Origin of the sequence: Bradyrhizobium sp. USDA 327 (assembly GCF_041262065.1) — a bacterium.
GTDB lineage: Bacteria > Pseudomonadota > Alphaproteobacteria > Rhizobiales > Xanthobacteraceae > Bradyrhizobium > Bradyrhizobium liaoningense.
Genome location: NZ_JBGCCW010000001.1, coordinates 4,861,932 through 4,877,738, shown reverse-complemented (window position 1 = coordinate 4,877,738; position 15,807 = coordinate 4,861,932). Strand labels below are relative to the sequence as shown.

Sequence of the window (15,807 nt, the reverse complement as noted above, 5' to 3'; positions counted from 1 at the left end):
CTGGACATAACCTGCGCGGGATCCTTCATCGAGATATTCGAAGATGCGGTCTTTGCTTGCCCTCGTTGCGGCTTGCGCAGTCCTGTGGTGCGCACGATCGGCCGTGGCCCAGCCGGTCGGACAGTTTCCATTCGCGTTGACGCGTGAAGGACAGATGCTCGGCGCCGTGGAAGGCGAGGTGGCGTCGTTCAAGGGGCTGGCTTACGCGGCGCCGCCGGTCGGCGCGTTGCGCTGGCGCGCGCCGCAGCCGACGACCGAAAGCTCGGAGATGCGCACGGCCTACGACTATGGTGCGCCGTGCCTTCAACCGTCGCTGCAGAATGCGAGCGAGGATTGCCTGACGCTGAACGTGTTCCGTCCCTTCGGCGTCGACGGCCCATTGCCGGTGATGGTGTTCATCCATGGCGGCGGCTTCGTCTCGGGCACGGCGAACGATCTGCTGTTCGATGGCGCCAGGCTGGCGCAGGCGGGCCTCATCGTGGTCACCGTGAACTATCGCCTCGGCGCGCTCGGCTGGCTCGCTCATCCCGCGCTTTCGGACAGCGGCGGAAATTACGGCCTGATGGACCAGATCGCCGCGCTGCATTGGGTGCACGACAATATCGCGGCCTTCGGCGGCGATCCGAGCAACGTCACCTTGCTTGGCAGCGATGCAGGCGCGACGTCGATCGCGCTCCTGATGCTCTCTGCGCAATCGCGCGACCTCTTCCAGAAAGCCATTCTGCAATCGGTGCCCGCTCGTGCGCGCCTGCGCTCAGTGCAAGAGGCGGAGGCGGTGGGCCGGCAGTTCGCGGCCGCGCTTGGACGGGAGGCAGATTTGCGCGCAGCCGAGCCGCAGCGCGTGCTGGCCGCCGAGCAGCAATTGCTGGAGAAGTCGCCGCGCAGCTTCGCGCCGATGATGGATGGACGTCTGGTGACCGAGGATCTCGCCCCAGGCTTCGCGGCCGGACGTCAAGGCCGCATTCCCCTGATCATCGGCTCGAACGACGACGAGACGGGCTTGGACAATGAGGTCGACATCAAGAAGGAGCTTGCGTCGTCCGGCATTCCCAGCGGCGAGCTGCGCAAGCTCTATCCGGACCTCGCCAGACCCTCGGATCTCGCGGCAAGGTTTTACACCGACAAGGTCTTCTCGGAGCCGGCACGATTGCTGGCTCGCCTCCACGTTGCGAGCGGTGCGCCGGCGTTTCGCTATCGCTTCGCCTATGTGCCGGAGGCCCGGCGTGCGAATCCGGAAGCTGGCCACGGACGGGAGTTGCAGTTCATCTTCGGTGCGGAAGGCGTGCCCGGCGCGGGCATCTTGTCGCGACGTGATCGCGCGGTCGCGAGCCGCATGCGCGCCTACTGGATCAATTTCGCGAGAAGCGGCGATCCCAACGGTCCCGACCTGCCACGCTGGGACGCGGCGGGCGGCGATCGCCTGCTGCTGATCACGAACGACCGGATCGCGAGCGAAGACGATCCGCTGGCGGAGCGTCTCGATCGGCTGGCCGGTGAGGACAGCAAATGAGCTGGATTTACGCCGCGAGCTCGACGCGAGGTGCCGGCGTCAGCCGGTCTTCCTCCAGATAGTCCATCGCGCCGTCCTTCTCGACGGCGTAGAACTGCTGGCCTTCCCTCGACTTGAAGGCGGCGCGGACGACACCGCGGCGGCCCTTGTCACTGTTGACGACGTCCCCCAGCGCAAACTTCCTCATCTCACCACGTCTCACTTGTCTTCAGGCCGACTCCTTCGGCCACACCGGGGATTCTGAGCGGCAAATCGTTAACGACTTGCTAACCATGCTGCTTTGCCTATGCTCACCGCCGATCGTGCGGACAGTTCGCACGCGCCCGTTGTCAACGAGACGACTCCATGACGCGATTTCCGACCCTCTTCCTGTCGCATGGCGGCGGCCCCTGGCCCTTCATGGAGGACCGGCGCGTGCAGTATGCCAAGACCGCCGAGGCGTTCGGCCGTCTGCCGCAGCTTCTCCCCGCGAGACCGAAGGCCGTGCTCGTCATCACCGGACATTGGGAGGCCGATGCCTTCACCGTGTCGACCTCGCCGCATCCTCCGATGGTCTACGACTACTACGGTTTCCCCGAGCATACCTATCACCTGAAATATCCGGCGCCCGGCAAGCCCGAGCTCGCCGCGGAGGTGAAGGCGCTGCTCGCGCGCGCCGGTCTCGATTGCCGGGAGGATTCCAACCAGGGTTTCGATCACGGCACCTTCGTGCCGCTCGGGCTGATGTATCCGAACGCCGACATGCCGATCGTGCTGTTGTCGCTGAAGTCGAGCTACGATGCGGCCGAGCACATCAAGGTGGGACAGGCGATCGCTCCGCTGCGCGACGCCGGCATCCTGATCGTCGGCAGCGGGCTCACCTATCACAACATGCGCGGCTTCAACCGGTCGGAGTCCAAGCCGGTCTCGTACGACTTCGAGGCCTATCTGAACGAGGCGATCAGCAGCCCGGATGCGGCGCGCCGCAACGCGATGCTGGTCGACTGGGAGAATGCACCGAGTGCGCGCCTTGCGCATCCACGCGAGGATCATCTGCTGCCGCTGATGGTGGCGGCTGGTGCTGCCGGCAGCGACGTCGGACGCCGCGTCTTCGTCGACGAGGTCGCGAACGTGGCCATGGCGTCGTATGTGTTTGGGTGACTGCCATTTCCCCTCGCCCCGCTTGCGGGCAGAGGCGAAGATGGCCTCACCCGTATTTCAGCTTCATGAACAGGATGCCGCCGGCGAGCAGCATGGTCACGGCGTTGGCGGCGACCAGGGGGGCATCGCCGGAGAGCAGGCCGTAAACGAGCCAGAGCGCCAGGCCCAGCACCATGACCAGGAACATGCCGAGCGAGATGTCGCGCGCCGAGCGGGTCTTCCAGACCTTGATGAACTGCGGCGCGTAGGCGACGGTGGTGCAGGTGGCGGCGGCAAAGCCGAGCAGCTTGATCGCGAAGGGGTCCATGCCCGGCTCTATAGCATGGATTCGGCCGTGCCTCACGCGCGCGCCGCCAGAAGGCGGCGATAGAGCGCGGCATAGTCGCCGGCGCGATTGCGCCAGGAGACGTCGGTCGCAAGCCCGCTTCGTTGCAGCCGGCGCCAGGTCTGCTTGTCGTGGAAGACGGTGTTGGCCTTGCGCAACGTGCCGGCGAGGGCATCCGCCGTCACGGGGCCGAACTTGAATCCCGTGGCGTCGTGGCCGGACGCGTCGGCCTCGCCGATGTCGACGATGGTGTCCTCGAGGCCGCCGACGCGGGAGACGATCGGCACGGCGCCATAGCGCAGCGCGCAGAGCTGGGTCAGGCCGCACGGCTCGAACCGCGAAGGAACGATGAGGGCGTCCGAGCCTGCCTGGATCAGATGCGCCAGGATCTCGTCATAACCGATCGCGACGCCGATCCGGCCGGGGTTGGCGCGGGCCGCAGCCTGATAGCGATCCTGCAGATCGCGGTCGCCGCTGCCGAGCAGTGCGAGCTGCATGCCCTGGCGCAAAATGGTCGGAATGGCCTCGAGCAGGAGATCGAGCCCCTTCTGCCAGGACAGCCGGCTGATGACGCCGAGCAGCGGCGCCTCGTCGGAGGAATCGAGGTTGAACTGCTGCTGCAGCACCGCCTTGTTCGCGGCCCGTGACGAGAGATCCTCAGCGCCGAAGCGGCAGGCGATGTGCGGATCTTCCTGCGGATTCCACACCGATATGTCGATGCCGTTGAGAATGCCGCTCAGCACGCTGGACCGTTCACGAAGCAGGCCGCCGAGCCCCATGCCGCCTTCGTCGCTCTGGATTTCCTTCGCGTAGGTCGGCGACACCGTGGTGATGCGATCAGCGAACCGCAGGCCCGCCTTCAAGAAGCTGATGCCGCCGAAATATTCCACTTCGTTGGCGTTGAAGGAGTGCCAGGGCAGGCCGATTGATCCGATCAGCTCAGGAGCGAACTTGCCCTGATAGGCCATGTTGTGGATGGTCATCACGGTGCCGGGCCGCGGACGATCGTCGTAGTGCAGATAGGCCGGCGCCAGCCCGGCCTGCCAGTCATGGGCGTGCACGATGTCGGGTACGAACGCCGGAACGAGGCCGTGGCCGATATCGGCGGCGATGCGCGACAGCGCTGCGAAGCGCATACCATTGTCGGGCCAGTCGATGCCCTCAGCGGTGACATAGGGGTTGCCAGGCCGGGCATAGAGATGCGGCACGTCGAGCACGAACAGGTCGAGCCCGTCATGCGAGCCCGCCAGCAGCCGGCCGGGGCCGCCGAAATAATCCGGCCAGCTCCGGAGTTCCTCCGCGCCCGACACCAGGCGCATCACGTCGGGATAGCCCGGCATCAAGGTGCGCATCTCGACGCCATGCGCCTTCAGCGCAGCCGGCAGCGCGCCGGCGACATCCGCAAGGCCACCGGTCTTGACGAGGGGATAGACTTCAGAGGCGACCGCGAGGACGCGAACAGGCGTCATGTATTGAGCCTGTCGATCATCGGCTGGGTGATCAGCGAGATGCCCTGCTCGGTGGTGCGGAAGCGCTTTCCGTCGAGCTCGGGATCCTCGCCGACGACGAGGCCTTCCGGAATCTCGACGCCGCGGTCGATCACGACGTTCCTCAAATGGGCACCGCGACCGACATTCACATAGGGCATGATCACGGCGTTCTCGACATTGGCATAGGAGTTGATGCGCACGCCGGTGAACAGCAGCGAGCGCCGCAGCGAGGCGCCGGAGATGATGCAGCCGCCGGAGACCAGCGAACTCACCGCCTGACCGCGCCGGCTCTCCTCGTCGTGGACGAATTTCGCGGGCGGCGTGATCTCGGCATAAGACCAGATCGGCCAGGCGCGATCGAACAGGTCGAGCTCGGGCACGACGTCGGTGAGGTCGATATTGGCCGCCCAATAGGCATCCACCGTGCCGACGTCGCGCCAATAGGCGCGGGGGTCGTTGCCGGAGCGGACGCAGGAGGTCGAGTACTGGTGCGCCATCGCGCGGCCGTTCTTGACGATGTAGGGAATGATGTCCTTGCCGAAATCGTGGTTCGAGTTCGGATCCTCGGCGTCGCGCTTGAGCTGGTCGAACAGGAATTTCGCGTCGAATACGTAGATGCCCATGCTGGCGAGCGAGACGTCCGGCTTGCCCGGCATCGGCGGCGGATCTTTCGGCTTCTCCAGGAACGCCTGGATCCAGCCGTTCTCGTCGATATGCATGATGCCGAAGCCGGAGGATTCCGTCCGCGGCATTTCGAGACAGCCGACGGTGACGTCGGCACCACTCTCGACGTGCTGACGCAGCATCAGCTCGTAGTCCATCTTATAGATGTGGTCGCCGGCCAGCACCACGATGAAGCGGCAGGCGTGAGTTTCGATGATGTCGATGTTCTGGTACACCGCGTCCGCCGTGCCGACATACCACATGGTCTCGGAGACGCGCTGGCTGGCGGGAAGGATGTCAAAACTCTCGTTGCGTTCGGGGCGGAAGAAGTTCCAGCCCATCTGGAGATGCCGGATCAGGCTGTGCGCCTTGTATTGGGTCGCGACCGCGATGCGGCGGATGCCCGAGTTCACCGCGTTCGACAGCGCGAAATCGATGATGCGGGACTTGCCGCCGAAATAAACCGCGGGCTTGGCGCGCCGGTCGGTCAGCTCCTGGAGCCGGCTGCCGCGCCCGCCAGCCAGGACGAACGCCAGCGCCTGACGGGCAAGCGGCTCGGGTCTCGCGGCACTCATGTCATCCTCCCACAACTCTGGCGCTCGCGAGAAGCCTCCCGGCCGCGCACATTGGAACCGATAGTAATGGCACGAATAGTAAATCGTGAAGGTGGTTGTTGGTTGCGAAAGCACGGGAAGCTTAATGCTTTGCGGGTGTTCGGGCCTCAGGCGCCGTCGCGCCGGTGTCACACGAGGCGAGGTCGCCGAGCTTCGCCGGGCACCGGTTGATCAGAACGGAGGCATGCGTCTTGTGCGGTGCACGCAAATTCCAGGCTTTGACTTGGCGCAAGGATGCCCGATCATGACGCTGCGATCCTTTTCCGAGCGAAAGGTCAGACAGGGAGTAAGACGATGAGGATCTGGAAGACGGCAATTGCCTGCTCGCTGGCCGGCGTGGTCATGGCAGGCCAAATCGGGCAGGCCGCGGCGGGCCCGATGCCGACCAACGTCGCGACGATGAAGGCCGCGGCCGGCGACAACGTCGCGCAGGTGCATTGGCGCGGCGGCGGATGGGGATTTGCTCTTGGTGGTCTCGCAGCCGGCGCGATCATCGGCGGCGCCATCGCCAGCGGCGCGCCTTACGGCTACGGCTATTATGGCGGCCCCTATTACGGCGGCTATGGATATCCGGGCTATGGCTATGGTTATGCTCCCGCGTATTACGGCTATGGCTACAGACCAGTCTATGCCTATCCGCGATACTATCGGCCCTATCGTCCGTATTACGGCTATGGCTATTACCGGCCGTACCGGGTTTATCACCGCCACTATTACCGCAGATATTGGTGAGCACCGCGGCTAGAACGAGAGCCACACGATCAAGCTCATGCATGCTAGATGCATGAGCACGATCGCGGCGAGATGCAATGGGCCGGGCTTGAGGCGAAGCCCGCGCATCCCGCCGCCTCCACCTAGTTCGATCCCGCGGCCGCCGCCGTGAAGCTGCGGTCGACGGCTTGGCTAACGTCGAGCTTCTTCGGCAGGATGCCGTATCGCGTCGAGCGGTCGGAGGCCTCCTGGACCTCCTTCACCACGTTATCGTCGATCACGATCGGGCTGGTGCGCTGCGCGGTGTAGGCCGACAGCAGTACGTCCTCCGGCAGCCTGGTCAGCTCGGCCGTGTTCCTGGCGTATTCGCCGAGGTGATCGAGCGACCATAAACGAGCCTTGTTCAAACGCTGCACGAGATCCTGCACCGCCGCGCGCTTGGTGGCGATGGCGTGGTCGGAGGCGACGATGAAGGTGATGGTCGGCGTCAGGCCCTCGCCGTCGGCGATCACGCGGGCCTTGTCCTTCAGTGTCGCGAACGAGACGTAGGGCTCCCACACCGCCCAGGCGTCGATCGAGCCTGCGACCAGCGCGACCTTGGCGTCGACGGGGCCGAGCGGCGCGAAGGTCGCATCCTCGAGCTTGATCTGCGCCTTCTCCAGCGTCGCGTCGATCAGGAACTGACCCCAGCCGCCGCGTGTGCCGGCGAGGCGCTTGCCCTTGAGGTCGGCGGCCGACCGGATCGACGAATCCTGGCGCACCAGGATGGCCTGCGTCTTCGCGTCCGAGCGCGTGCCCCCGATCGCCTTGATCGGCGCGCCGGCGGCGTAGACCGAGAGGAAGGAGAGGTCGCCGGTGTATCCGACGTCGAGCGCGCCGGCGTTGAGCGCCTCGAGGATCGGCGCGGCTGCAGGGAACTCAGACCACTCGATCTTGTAGGGCAGGTCCTTCGCGTAGCCGGATATCTCGAGCAGCGAGCGGTTGCCGCCCTTCTGGTCGCCGACGCGCAGCACGACCGCGTCCGCGGCGATGGCCGTGGCAGCCGTCGACAATGTGATCGCAACGGCGAACAGCGATACTGCGAGCCGGCGGGTGATGGAATGGTCGTGGGAGTTGATGCTCATATGGCCTGTCTTGCTAGTTGGCTCACGACGCGTGAGCCAGCGATGCTGCGAGACCATCAAGTCTATGAGCGCGCGATGCGCCGTCAATGAAATGGCCAACCGTATTGCGGGTGCTCCAGGCAATGACGTTTCAGAGAAGCGTCGCTTTTGAGAACGTGTGGCGTAAATGGCCGACAATGCGCAAGAATGGAGCAGGAGCGTGATAGTCGCGCCGCACTCCGCTGACCGATGCGCGGGCGAAATCGTTTCATCGCTCCCGCATCCACCGATGGAGAGAATGACTTTCCTTCGCGCAACATTCGAAAATCCATTTCATTGACGATGCGGCAAACGCGCCGCATGATTTGAACATCGCATCAACGCGGCGCGCAAAACGCCGACGGGAAAATCTTCTCTCAACGCAGCTCCGCCCGGAACATGCGCAACGCGAGCCGTTGCGCAGACGGCGGAGTCGTGCCAGCGCAGGAGCCAGGGGCCGATGAAGAATGACGACAAGCGCAGCGGAGCAAGCCTCGACCGCCGTTATCTGCTGCAGGCGGGGCTTGCTGCGGCCTTCGCCGCGCCGCTGGGCGCACTGGGAGCGCAGGCCTTCGTGCCGCGCGGGATCGCGTCGGGCGTCGACTTCTCGGAATTTCCGCTGTGCCGGACGGCATCGGATGCGCCCGCGCTCACCGGCGCGCCGCGCAAGCTGAAGCTGTCGTGGAACGCCGGCGCCGTCTGTCTCGCGCCGGTGCCAGTCGCCATCGAGCACGGCTTCTTCCAGAAGCACAATCTCGACGTCGAACTCGTCAACTATTCCGGATCGACCGACCAGCTGCTCGAGGCGATCGCGACAGGAAAGAGCGATGCCGGCCTCGGCATGGCGCTGCGCTGGCTGAAGCCGCTGGAACAGGGCTTTGACGTCAAGATCGCCGCGGGCACCCATGGCGGCTGCATGCGCGTGCTGTCGCGCACCGATTCCGGCGTCGCCAAGCTCGCCGACCTCAAGGGCAAGATCGTTGCGGTCGGTGATCTCGCAGGCCCCGACAAGAATTTCTTCTCGATCCAACTGGCGAAGCTCGGCATCGATCCGGTGAAGGACGTGGACTGGCGTGCCTATCCCGGCAATCTGCTCAACGTCGCCGTGGAGAAGGGCGAGGTGCAGGCCTTCCTTTCGTCAGATCCGCTCGCCTATCTCTGGCTCAAGGACACTCAGTACAAGGAAGTCGCGTCCAATCTCGACGGCGAATACCGCGAGAAAAGCTGCTGCATCCTCGGCCTGCGCGGCAGCCTGGTGCGCGAGGAGCCGCAGGTCGCCCGCGCCATCACGCAGGCGCTGCTCGATGCGGCGATGTTCACTTCGCAAAATTCGTCCGTCGCGGCGAAGTCGTTCCAGCCTTACGCGCCGAAGGCGGCCACGCTCGCCGATATCGAGGGCATGGTGCGCTACCACACCCACCATCATCATCCCGTCGGCGAGATCTTGAAGCGCGAGCTCAAGGCCTATGCCGACGATCTCAAGAGCGTGCAGGTCTTCAAGCAGAGCACCGACACGGCCAAATTCGCGGAGCGCATCTATGTCGACGTATTCGCTGTCTGACGGGCTTGCCTCCGGCGCGCCGCGGCTTTCGCGCGCGCCGTTGCTCGCACATTGGGTGCGGCAGTCCGGCGTCGGCTTTCTCGCCAGCGTCGTCTGGATCGCCTTCGGCCTCTCCTGCCTGTGGTGGGCGGACGTCGGCGACTGGTCGCGCACGCATTCGCTCGGCATCGTGGCCTTCGTCATTGCTGCCATCGCGCTGTTCGGGACCGTCGGCGCCGACTATCTCGGCGCGGCGGGACGAGCGTTGCACAAGCGGGCGCCATGGCTCGTCGCGCTCGGCGCATTCCTGACGGTTTGGGAGGTCGCGACCGCAAAGTTCGCCTGGCTGCCGCTGCCGTTCTTTCCGCCGCCGCAGGCGATCATCGAGGTCTACACCGACGACTTGCCAAAGCTGCTCGACAGCGTCTTTGCGTCCGTGAAACTTCAACTCGGCGGCTATCTGATCGGCGCGACGGTCGGCTTCCTGACCGGCGTCTCGATCGGCTGGTCGCGGGCGGTCGGCTATTGGGTGCACCCGGTCCTGCGCTTCATCGGTCCGTTGCCGGCGACCGCCTGGCTGCCGATCGCCTTTTTCACCTTCCCCTCGAGCTGGAGCGCATCGACCTTCCTCATTGCGCTGGCGACGGGCTTTCCTGTCACCGTGCTGACCTGGTCGGGCGTCGCGAGCGTCAGTAACGCCTATTACGATGTCGCGCGCACGCTGGGCGCGAAGCCGTCCTTCCTGGTGCTGAAGGTCGCGATCCCCGCCGCATTGCCGCACGTCTTCGTCGGCTTGTTCATGGGGCTCGGCTCGTCCTTCGCCGTGCTCGTCGTCGCCGAGATGATCGGCGTCAAGGCCGGGCTCGGCTGGTACCTGCAGTGGGCGCAGGGCTGGGCGGCCTACGCCAACATGTATGCGGCGTTGATCGTGATGTCGCTGCTCTGCTCCGGCGCGATCACACTGCTGTTTTCGATCCGCGACCGCTTGCTGATCTGGCAGAAGGGGACCGTGAAATGGTAGCCGCAGCTCTGGCCGAAATTGCCACGCATCCGGCCGCCGGCGCCGCGCTCGACATCGAGCAGGTCAGCCATGCCTTCGACATCGACGGGACCGAGCTGCCGGTGTTGAGCGACGTCAGCATCTCGGTCGAGCCCGGCGAGTTCGTCGCCCTGCTCGGCCCCTCCGGCTGCGGCAAGTCGACCTTGCTGCGGCTGGTCGCTGGCCTCGACAAGCCCAAGGCGGGGAGGCTGCGGGAGGACGAAGACCGGATCAGAAGTCCGCATCCCTCGCGCGTGGTCGTGTTCCAGGACCCGACCCTGTTTCCCTGGCGGTCGGTCTGGGACAACGTCGCCCTGGGGCTCGAGGCGCAGGGCGTCCTCAAGAGTCAGCGTCACCGCGTCGATGCCGCGCTCGATCTCGTCGGGCTGTCCTCCTTCCGCAAGGCCTACCCGCACCAGCTCTCCGGCGGCATGGCGCAGCGCGTCGCGCTCGCGCGGGCGCTGGTCAATGATCCCAAGATCCTGATCCTCGACGAGCCGCTGGGAAAGCTCGACTCGCTCACCCGCATCACCATGCAGGCCGAGCTCGTCTCGCTCTGGCAACGCAAGGGCTTTACCACCCTGCTGGTGACGCACGACGCCGAGGAGGCGCTGGTGCTTGCCAACCGGGTCATCGTCTTCAGCGATCGTCCCGCGCGCGTGAAGGCCGACATCCGCGTCGACCGCCCATATCCGCGCCATCGCGGCGATCCGTATCTGGCCGATCTGCGTCGCCAGATCCTTGGTTTGCTGGGGTTGGATGCCACATGGTGACGTTCGCAGCCGAGGACCGCACGGTCCATAGCCAGCCCGACTACGTCGCCCGTGCCGAGACGCTTGCGGCAAGCTTTGCCGCGCGCGCCGCCGAGCACGACCGCACCGGGACCTTTCCGTTCCGGAATTTTGGCGAGCTCTCCGAGGCGGGCCTGTTGTCGCTGACGGTGCCAGCCGTTCATGGCGGGGCAGGTGCGGGCGCGCGTTACGCCGCGCGCGTCATCGGCATCATCGGTAGGGCCGATCCGTCGACCGCGCTGGTGCTGTCGATGCATTACATCAATCATCTCGTCATGGCACGCAGCCCGACCTGGCCGGCGCGGCTGTCGCGCAAGCTTGCGCGCGAGAGCGTGGAAGGCCTCGCGCTGATTAACGCGCTGCGCGTCGAGCCGGAGCTCGGTTCACCGGCGCGCGGCGGCCTGCCAGCGACGATTGTGCGTCGGACCGAGACCGGCTGGAGCCTGACCGGCCACAAGATCTATTCGACGGGATCGCCGATCCTGAAATGGTACCTGGTCTGGGCGCGGACCGACGAAGCCGAGCCGCGCGTCGGTCAGTTCCTGGTGCCGGCAGGCTTGCCGGGCACGCGCATCGTCGAGACCTGGGACCACCACGGCCTTCGCGCCAGCGGCAGCCACGACGTGATTTTCGAGGACGTCGTGATTCCGCGCGATGCCGAGATCGACGTTCGCAAGCCGGCGGATTGGCGCGCGCCCGACATTGCACAGGCGGCGGTCCACGCCGTCTTCGTCGCCGCGAATTATGACGGCGTCGCCCGCGCCGCACGCGACTGGCTGATCACATTCCTGAAACAGCGCGTGCCCGCCAGCCTCGGCGCACCGCTCGCAACACTGCCGCGCGCGCAGGAGATTCTCGGCGCAATCGAGGCGCGGCTCGCGGTCAATGCGCGGCTGATCGACACGTTCGCCCGCGATGTCGACGAGGGCGTCAAGCTTTCCGCCGGCGAGTCCAATGCCGTCAAGCTGACGGTGACCAACAATGCCGTCGCCGCGGTCGAGGACGCGTTATCGCTCACCGGCAATCACGGTCTCAGCCGTACCAATCCGCTGGAGCGGCACTATCGCGACGTCCTGTGCGGTCGCGTGCACACGCCACAGGACGATTCCACGCGCGTCGGCCTCGGCCGCGCCGCACTCGGCCTCTAGGACATCAACAGGGAGACGATCATGTCGATTGAGTTCATCGGCTTCATCAGCAACAACAATTCGTCCGAGTCCATCGTCCGCGAAGGACCGGTCCTCAACCCGACCCACATCGAGACGGTGGCGAAGGCGCACGAGAACGCCGGCTTCGATCGTGCGCTGCTGGCGTTTCATTCGACGACGCCCGACTCGCTCCAGGTAGCCCAGCACGTGCTCAGCACGACCAGCCGCCTCAACGTGCTGATCGCGCAGCGGCCCGGCTTCACCGCGCCGACGCTGCTGGCGCGGCAGTCCGCCGTGCTCGATCAGTTCTCCCGCGGCAGGGTCGCGCTCCACGTCATCACCGGCGGCAACGCTACCGAGCTTCGGCAGGACGGCCAACACGCTCGACGACAAGGACGAGCGCTATGCCCGCACCTCGGAGTTTCTCGATGTCCTCAAGCTGGAGTGGTCCAGCGACAAGTCGTTCAGCTACAAGGGCAAGTACTATCAGGTTGAGAACGCCTTCTCGCAGGTGAAGCCCTATCGTCCGGAGGGCATCCGGATCTATTTCGGCGGCGCTTCGGATGCGGCGATCGACGTCGCCGGCAAGCATGCCGATACCTTTGCGCTGTGGGGCGAATCCTATGCGCAGGTACGCGACATCACCTCCCGCGTCCACAACGCGGCGGTTCGGCATGGGCGGCCAACGCCGCGCTTCAGTCTCTCGGTGCGGCCGATCATCGCCCCGACTGAAAAGCTGGCCTGGGAGAAGGCCGAGGAGATTCTGGCGCGCGCCACCGCACTCCAGGACAAGACCGGCTATCGCAAGCCCGCGGACGGCCATGCCACCGCCGGTGCCCGGCGCCTGCTCGCGCTCGCCGACCAGGGCAGCCGCATCGACAAGCGGCTCTGGACGGAGGTCGCAAAACTCACCGGCGCCAACAGCAACACGACGGCCCTGGTCGGTACCCCCGAGCAGGTCGCCGAAGTCTTCGGCGACTATTACGATCTCGGCATCAGCCATTTCCTGATCCGCGGCTTCGACCCGCTGATCGACGCCATCGAGTATGGCCGTGAGCTGATCCCGCGGACGCGCGAGCTGATCGCGAAGCGTCAGGCCGTTCGCGGTGAGGCTGCGGAATGATCCGTCTCATGCTGGCAGGCGCGCTGCTGCTCGGCTCGTTCGGGCTGACGGCGGCACAAACCACGCTCCGCGTCGGAGATCAGAAGGGTAATGCACAGGCCGTGATGGAAGCGGCCGGCGTGCTCAAGGACGTCCCCTACAAGATCGAGTGGAAGGAGTTTCCAGCGGCAGCTCCACTGCTCGAAGCGCTCAGCGCCGGTGCGATCGAGACCGGGCTCGTCGGTGATGCGCCTTTCACCTTCGCCGCCGCCTCCGGCGCGCCGGTCAAGGCGATCGCCGCGATCCGCCAGACGCGCGAGGGCCTTGCGATCCTCGTACCGGAGAGTTCGCCGATCAAGAGCCTCGCCGATCTGCGCGGCAAGAAGATCGCCACCGGCCGCGGCTCGATTGGCCATCAGCTGATCCTCGCCGCGCTGGAGAAGAACGGCTGGAGTGCGAGCGACGTGCAGATCGCATTCCTGGCGCCCTCGGACGCCAAGATTGCCTACACGCAAGGCTCCGTTGATGCGTGGTCGACCTGGGAGCCCTATGTCAGCCAGGAGGAGGTGCTGTTCAAGTCGCGACGCATCATCACCTCGGAGGGCCTGACGCCGGGGCTGAGTTTCCAGGTGGCGCGGCCAGACGCGATCCGCGACAAGCGCGCGGAGTTGACCGACTTCGTCCGACGTCTCACCGCAGCGCGGGCGTGGTCCCTGAGCAACGTCGATAGCTATGCCGCGACCTGGGGCAGGCTGATGAACATCCCGGCCGCCGTGCCGCAGAACTGGCTGTCGCGCGCAAAGATCCGGATCGCTCCGATCGATGATGGCGTGGTTGCGGACGAGCAGAGCACGATCGACCTCTATTTCCGCTGGGGTCTGATCAAGCAGAAGCTCGATGCAACCGAGATCGTCGATCGCTCCTTCGCGGACGCGATCGCAAAGGCGGGGCTGTAGGAACCTCTCGTGTCCGGACCCGGCGCAGGGTCGAACGCTGCTCCGGTGTCGTTCCGGGGCGCGACCAAGTCGCGAACTCGGAATCCATTATCTACAAGCATCGCGGCTCGAGGGATTCCGGGCTCGCCCTTCGGGCGCCCCGGGATCACGGCGGCGGTCGCGAGAGCTCGTGAGTCTCTCAAGCATTCGTGAAGAGAGAAGAGCATCGTCAAAGCGACCGCCATCCTCGACTGATTCATTCTGCATTCCTCGCTCGCGACAACATCCTCATCGCTATTCGCGGCACCTCCCTTGCGCCGCCCGGCCCACCGCCAAGATCAATCAAACGACCACATCGGGAGACCGGCCATGGGCCTGCAAGAAACAAGAATCGAATCGCTTCCCTTCGTCACTGCCGAACTCAACTATCTCGCACCGACATCAGGCAAGCCGCGCACCTACGCCTTCGACCCGCCGCCGGGCGAGCCCAAGAGCACGTCGCTGCCGGAACCGCATCAGGTGCCGATTTTCGACGCACGGCTGATCGCGCAAGATTTCTCGCTCGATCGTGAGGGCTTTGCGCTGGTGCGTCACCCGACCCGGGTGAAGGATTTCTACAACGACGAAGAGGTGAGGGCGGTCTATTATCCCGCGGTCGAGGCATTCCTGCGAGCCACTTTGAAGGCGGATCGCGTCTTCATCTTCGATCACACCGTGCGCAAGCGTGTCGAAGGTGCGCCGGATATTCGCGACGGCGGCCCGCGCCAGCCGGCCACGCGCGTCCATGTCGACCAGACCGCAATCTCCGGCGCCAACCGTGTACGTGAGCATCTGCCTGACGAGGCCGAGGAGCTGCTGAAAGGACGCGTGCAGGTGATCAATCTCTGGCGTCCGATCCGCGGCCCCTTGCGCGATTCCCCGCTCGCAATGGCCGATGGCACGACGGTCGATCCCGGCGATCTCGTCGCCTCCGACCTGATCTATCCCAACCGACGCGGAGAGATCTATTCGGTGAGATACAATCCGAACCACCGCTGGTTCTATTTCCCGGAGATGACGCCGGACGAGGCGCTGCTGCTGAAGTGCTACGATTCCGCACCCGACGGCCGCACCCGTTTCGGACCGCACACTGCGTTCGTCGATCCGACCACGCCGGCCGATGCGGCGCCCCGCGAAAGCATCGAAGTCCGCACGCTGGTGTTCCACCGGGAGTAACGAAGTGCGATGGCATTGCCGGGCATCGCCACGGCAATGTTCCTGGAACTTTGCGGAACAAGGGACGTTTGCAGGCCGGGCAGGGCAACCCGGGAGGGTGCCGTGCAAGCGCAGACGACGCTACTGGTATCTCTGGCCAGCTTTTTGCTTTTTTCCTTTTCTGTTGCCTACGCTGAAAGCGGGCTTGCTTCGTACTACAGATACGCGAAAGCCGGCAAAGACGGCGAGTTGACCTGCGCCCATCGCACGCGCCCGTTCGGCAGCGTGCTCATGGTGTCCTATAGCGGACGCACGATCCAATGCCGCGTCAACGATCGCGGTCCCTTCATCCGCGGGCGTATCGTCGACCTCTCGGTGCCGGCCGCCCGCGCGCTCGGCATGATGAGCGCGGGCGTGGTGCGCGTCTTGGTGGAATAGGCTTCTGAGCGCGCTATAGTGCCGC

Annotated in this window: 15 protein-coding genes and 1 pseudogene; 11 read left to right on the top strand and 5 right to left on the bottom strand. The window is 65.3% G+C overall.

Annotated elements, in window-relative coordinates; translation table 11 throughout:
* Positions 1–43: 43 nt before the first annotated feature.
* Positions 44–1,510 (top strand): carboxylesterase/lipase family protein, encoded by a 1,467-nt coding sequence (locus ABIA42_RS22920; protein WP_370120929.1) that lies wholly within the window; start codon positions 44–46, stop codon positions 1,508–1,510.
* Positions 1,511–1,517: 7 nt separating this feature from the next.
* Here ABIA42_RS22920 and ABIA42_RS22915 read toward each other — a convergent pair whose 3' ends face one another.
* Positions 1,518–1,697 (bottom strand): hypothetical protein, encoded by a 180-nt coding sequence (locus ABIA42_RS22915; protein WP_035669098.1) that lies wholly within the window; start codon positions 1,695–1,697, stop codon positions 1,518–1,520.
* Positions 1,698–1,855: 158 nt separating this feature from the next.
* Between ABIA42_RS22915 and ABIA42_RS22910 the strand changes: the two genes are divergently transcribed.
* Entirely contained in the window at positions 1,856–2,650 is a 795-nt protein-coding gene (locus ABIA42_RS22910) for a class III extradiol ring-cleavage dioxygenase (protein WP_370120932.1), read from the top strand.
* 46 nt (positions 2,651–2,696) lie between these two features.
* Here the strand turns inward: ABIA42_RS22910 and ABIA42_RS22905 are convergent, their stop codons facing one another.
* Genes ABIA42_RS22905 through glgC form a run of 3 tightly spaced genes read right to left on the bottom strand, consistent with a single transcriptional unit; the run spans position 2,697 to position 5,703 of the window.
* Positions 2,697–2,957: a SemiSWEET transporter gene (locus ABIA42_RS22905; protein WP_024339661.1), complete on the bottom strand. Its 261-nt coding sequence runs from the start codon at positions 2,955–2,957 to the stop codon at positions 2,697–2,699.
* Positions 2,958–2,989: 32 nt separating this feature from the next.
* Positions 2,990–4,444 (bottom strand): glycogen synthase GlgA, encoded by a 1,455-nt coding sequence (gene glgA, locus ABIA42_RS22900; protein ID WP_370120935.1) that lies wholly within the window; start codon positions 4,442–4,444, stop codon positions 2,990–2,992.
* Positions 4,441–5,703, bottom strand: coding sequence for a glucose-1-phosphate adenylyltransferase (gene glgC / locus ABIA42_RS22895; protein ID WP_271530779.1), 1,263 nt, complete (start codon positions 5,701–5,703; stop codon positions 4,441–4,443). Before glgC ends, glgA begins: the two co-directional genes overlap by 4 nt.
* 333 nt (positions 5,704–6,036) lie before the next feature.
* Between glgC and ABIA42_RS22890 the strand changes: the two genes are divergently transcribed.
* On the top strand, positions 6,037–6,474 hold the full coding sequence (locus ABIA42_RS22890; RefSeq protein WP_271530778.1) for a hypothetical protein: 438 nt from the start codon (positions 6,037–6,039) through the stop codon (positions 6,472–6,474).
* Positions 6,475–6,596: 122 nt separating this feature from the next.
* Here ABIA42_RS22890 and ABIA42_RS22885 read toward each other — a convergent pair whose 3' ends face one another.
* Positions 6,597–7,577: an ABC transporter substrate-binding protein gene (locus tag ABIA42_RS22885; protein WP_271530777.1), complete on the bottom strand. Its 981-nt coding sequence runs from the start codon at positions 7,575–7,577 to the stop codon at positions 6,597–6,599.
* A gap of 478 nt (positions 7,578–8,055) precedes the next feature.
* Here ABIA42_RS22885 and ABIA42_RS22880 point away from each other — a divergent pair, with 478 nt between their 5' ends.
* From ABIA42_RS22880 to ABIA42_RS22845, 8 genes and pseudogenes are all read left to right on the top strand, one after another.
* The gene (locus ABIA42_RS22880) at positions 8,056–9,156 is read left to right on the top strand and encodes an ABC transporter substrate-binding protein (RefSeq protein WP_271530776.1); all 1,101 of its coding nucleotides are present in this window, start codon (positions 8,056–8,058) and stop codon (positions 9,154–9,156) included.
* Positions 9,134–10,156, top strand: coding sequence for an ABC transporter permease (locus ABIA42_RS22875; protein ID WP_370120939.1), 1,023 nt, complete (start codon positions 9,134–9,136; stop codon positions 10,154–10,156). Before ABIA42_RS22880 ends, ABIA42_RS22875 begins: the two co-directional genes overlap by 23 nt.
* A complete protein-coding gene (locus ABIA42_RS22870) occupies positions 10,150–10,947 on the top strand; it encodes an ABC transporter ATP-binding protein (RefSeq protein WP_271530774.1) in 798 nt (265 codons plus the stop codon). The genes ABIA42_RS22875 and ABIA42_RS22870 overlap by 7 nt, the downstream gene beginning before the upstream one ends.
* Positions 10,941–12,113 carry an acyl-CoA dehydrogenase family protein gene (locus tag ABIA42_RS22865; RefSeq protein WP_370120942.1) on the top strand — a complete coding sequence of 391 codons (1,173 nt, stop codon included), beginning with the start codon at positions 10,941–10,943 and terminating at the stop codon, positions 12,111–12,113. The genes ABIA42_RS22870 and ABIA42_RS22865 overlap by 7 nt, the downstream gene beginning before the upstream one ends.
* Positions 12,114–12,134: 21 nt before the next feature.
* A pseudogene (locus tag ABIA42_RS22860) lies at positions 12,135–13,236 on the top strand (LLM class flavin-dependent oxidoreductase).
* Entirely contained in the window at positions 13,233–14,171 is a 939-nt protein-coding gene (locus tag ABIA42_RS22855; RefSeq protein WP_370120948.1) for an ABC transporter substrate-binding protein, read from the top strand. The pseudogene ABIA42_RS22860 and the gene ABIA42_RS22855 overlap by 4 nt, the downstream one beginning before the upstream one ends.
* Positions 14,172–14,519: 348 nt before the next feature.
* The gene (locus tag ABIA42_RS22850; RefSeq protein ID WP_271530770.1) at positions 14,520–15,365 is read left to right on the top strand and encodes a CmcJ/NvfI family oxidoreductase; all 846 of its coding nucleotides are present in this window, start codon (positions 14,520–14,522) and stop codon (positions 15,363–15,365) included.
* Between the two features lie 102 nt (positions 15,366–15,467).
* Positions 15,468–15,782 carry a septal ring lytic transglycosylase RlpA family protein gene (locus tag ABIA42_RS22845; RefSeq protein ID WP_370120952.1) on the top strand — a complete coding sequence of 105 codons (315 nt, stop codon included), beginning with the start codon at positions 15,468–15,470 and terminating at the stop codon, positions 15,780–15,782.
* Positions 15,783–15,807: the final 25 nt, after the last annotated feature.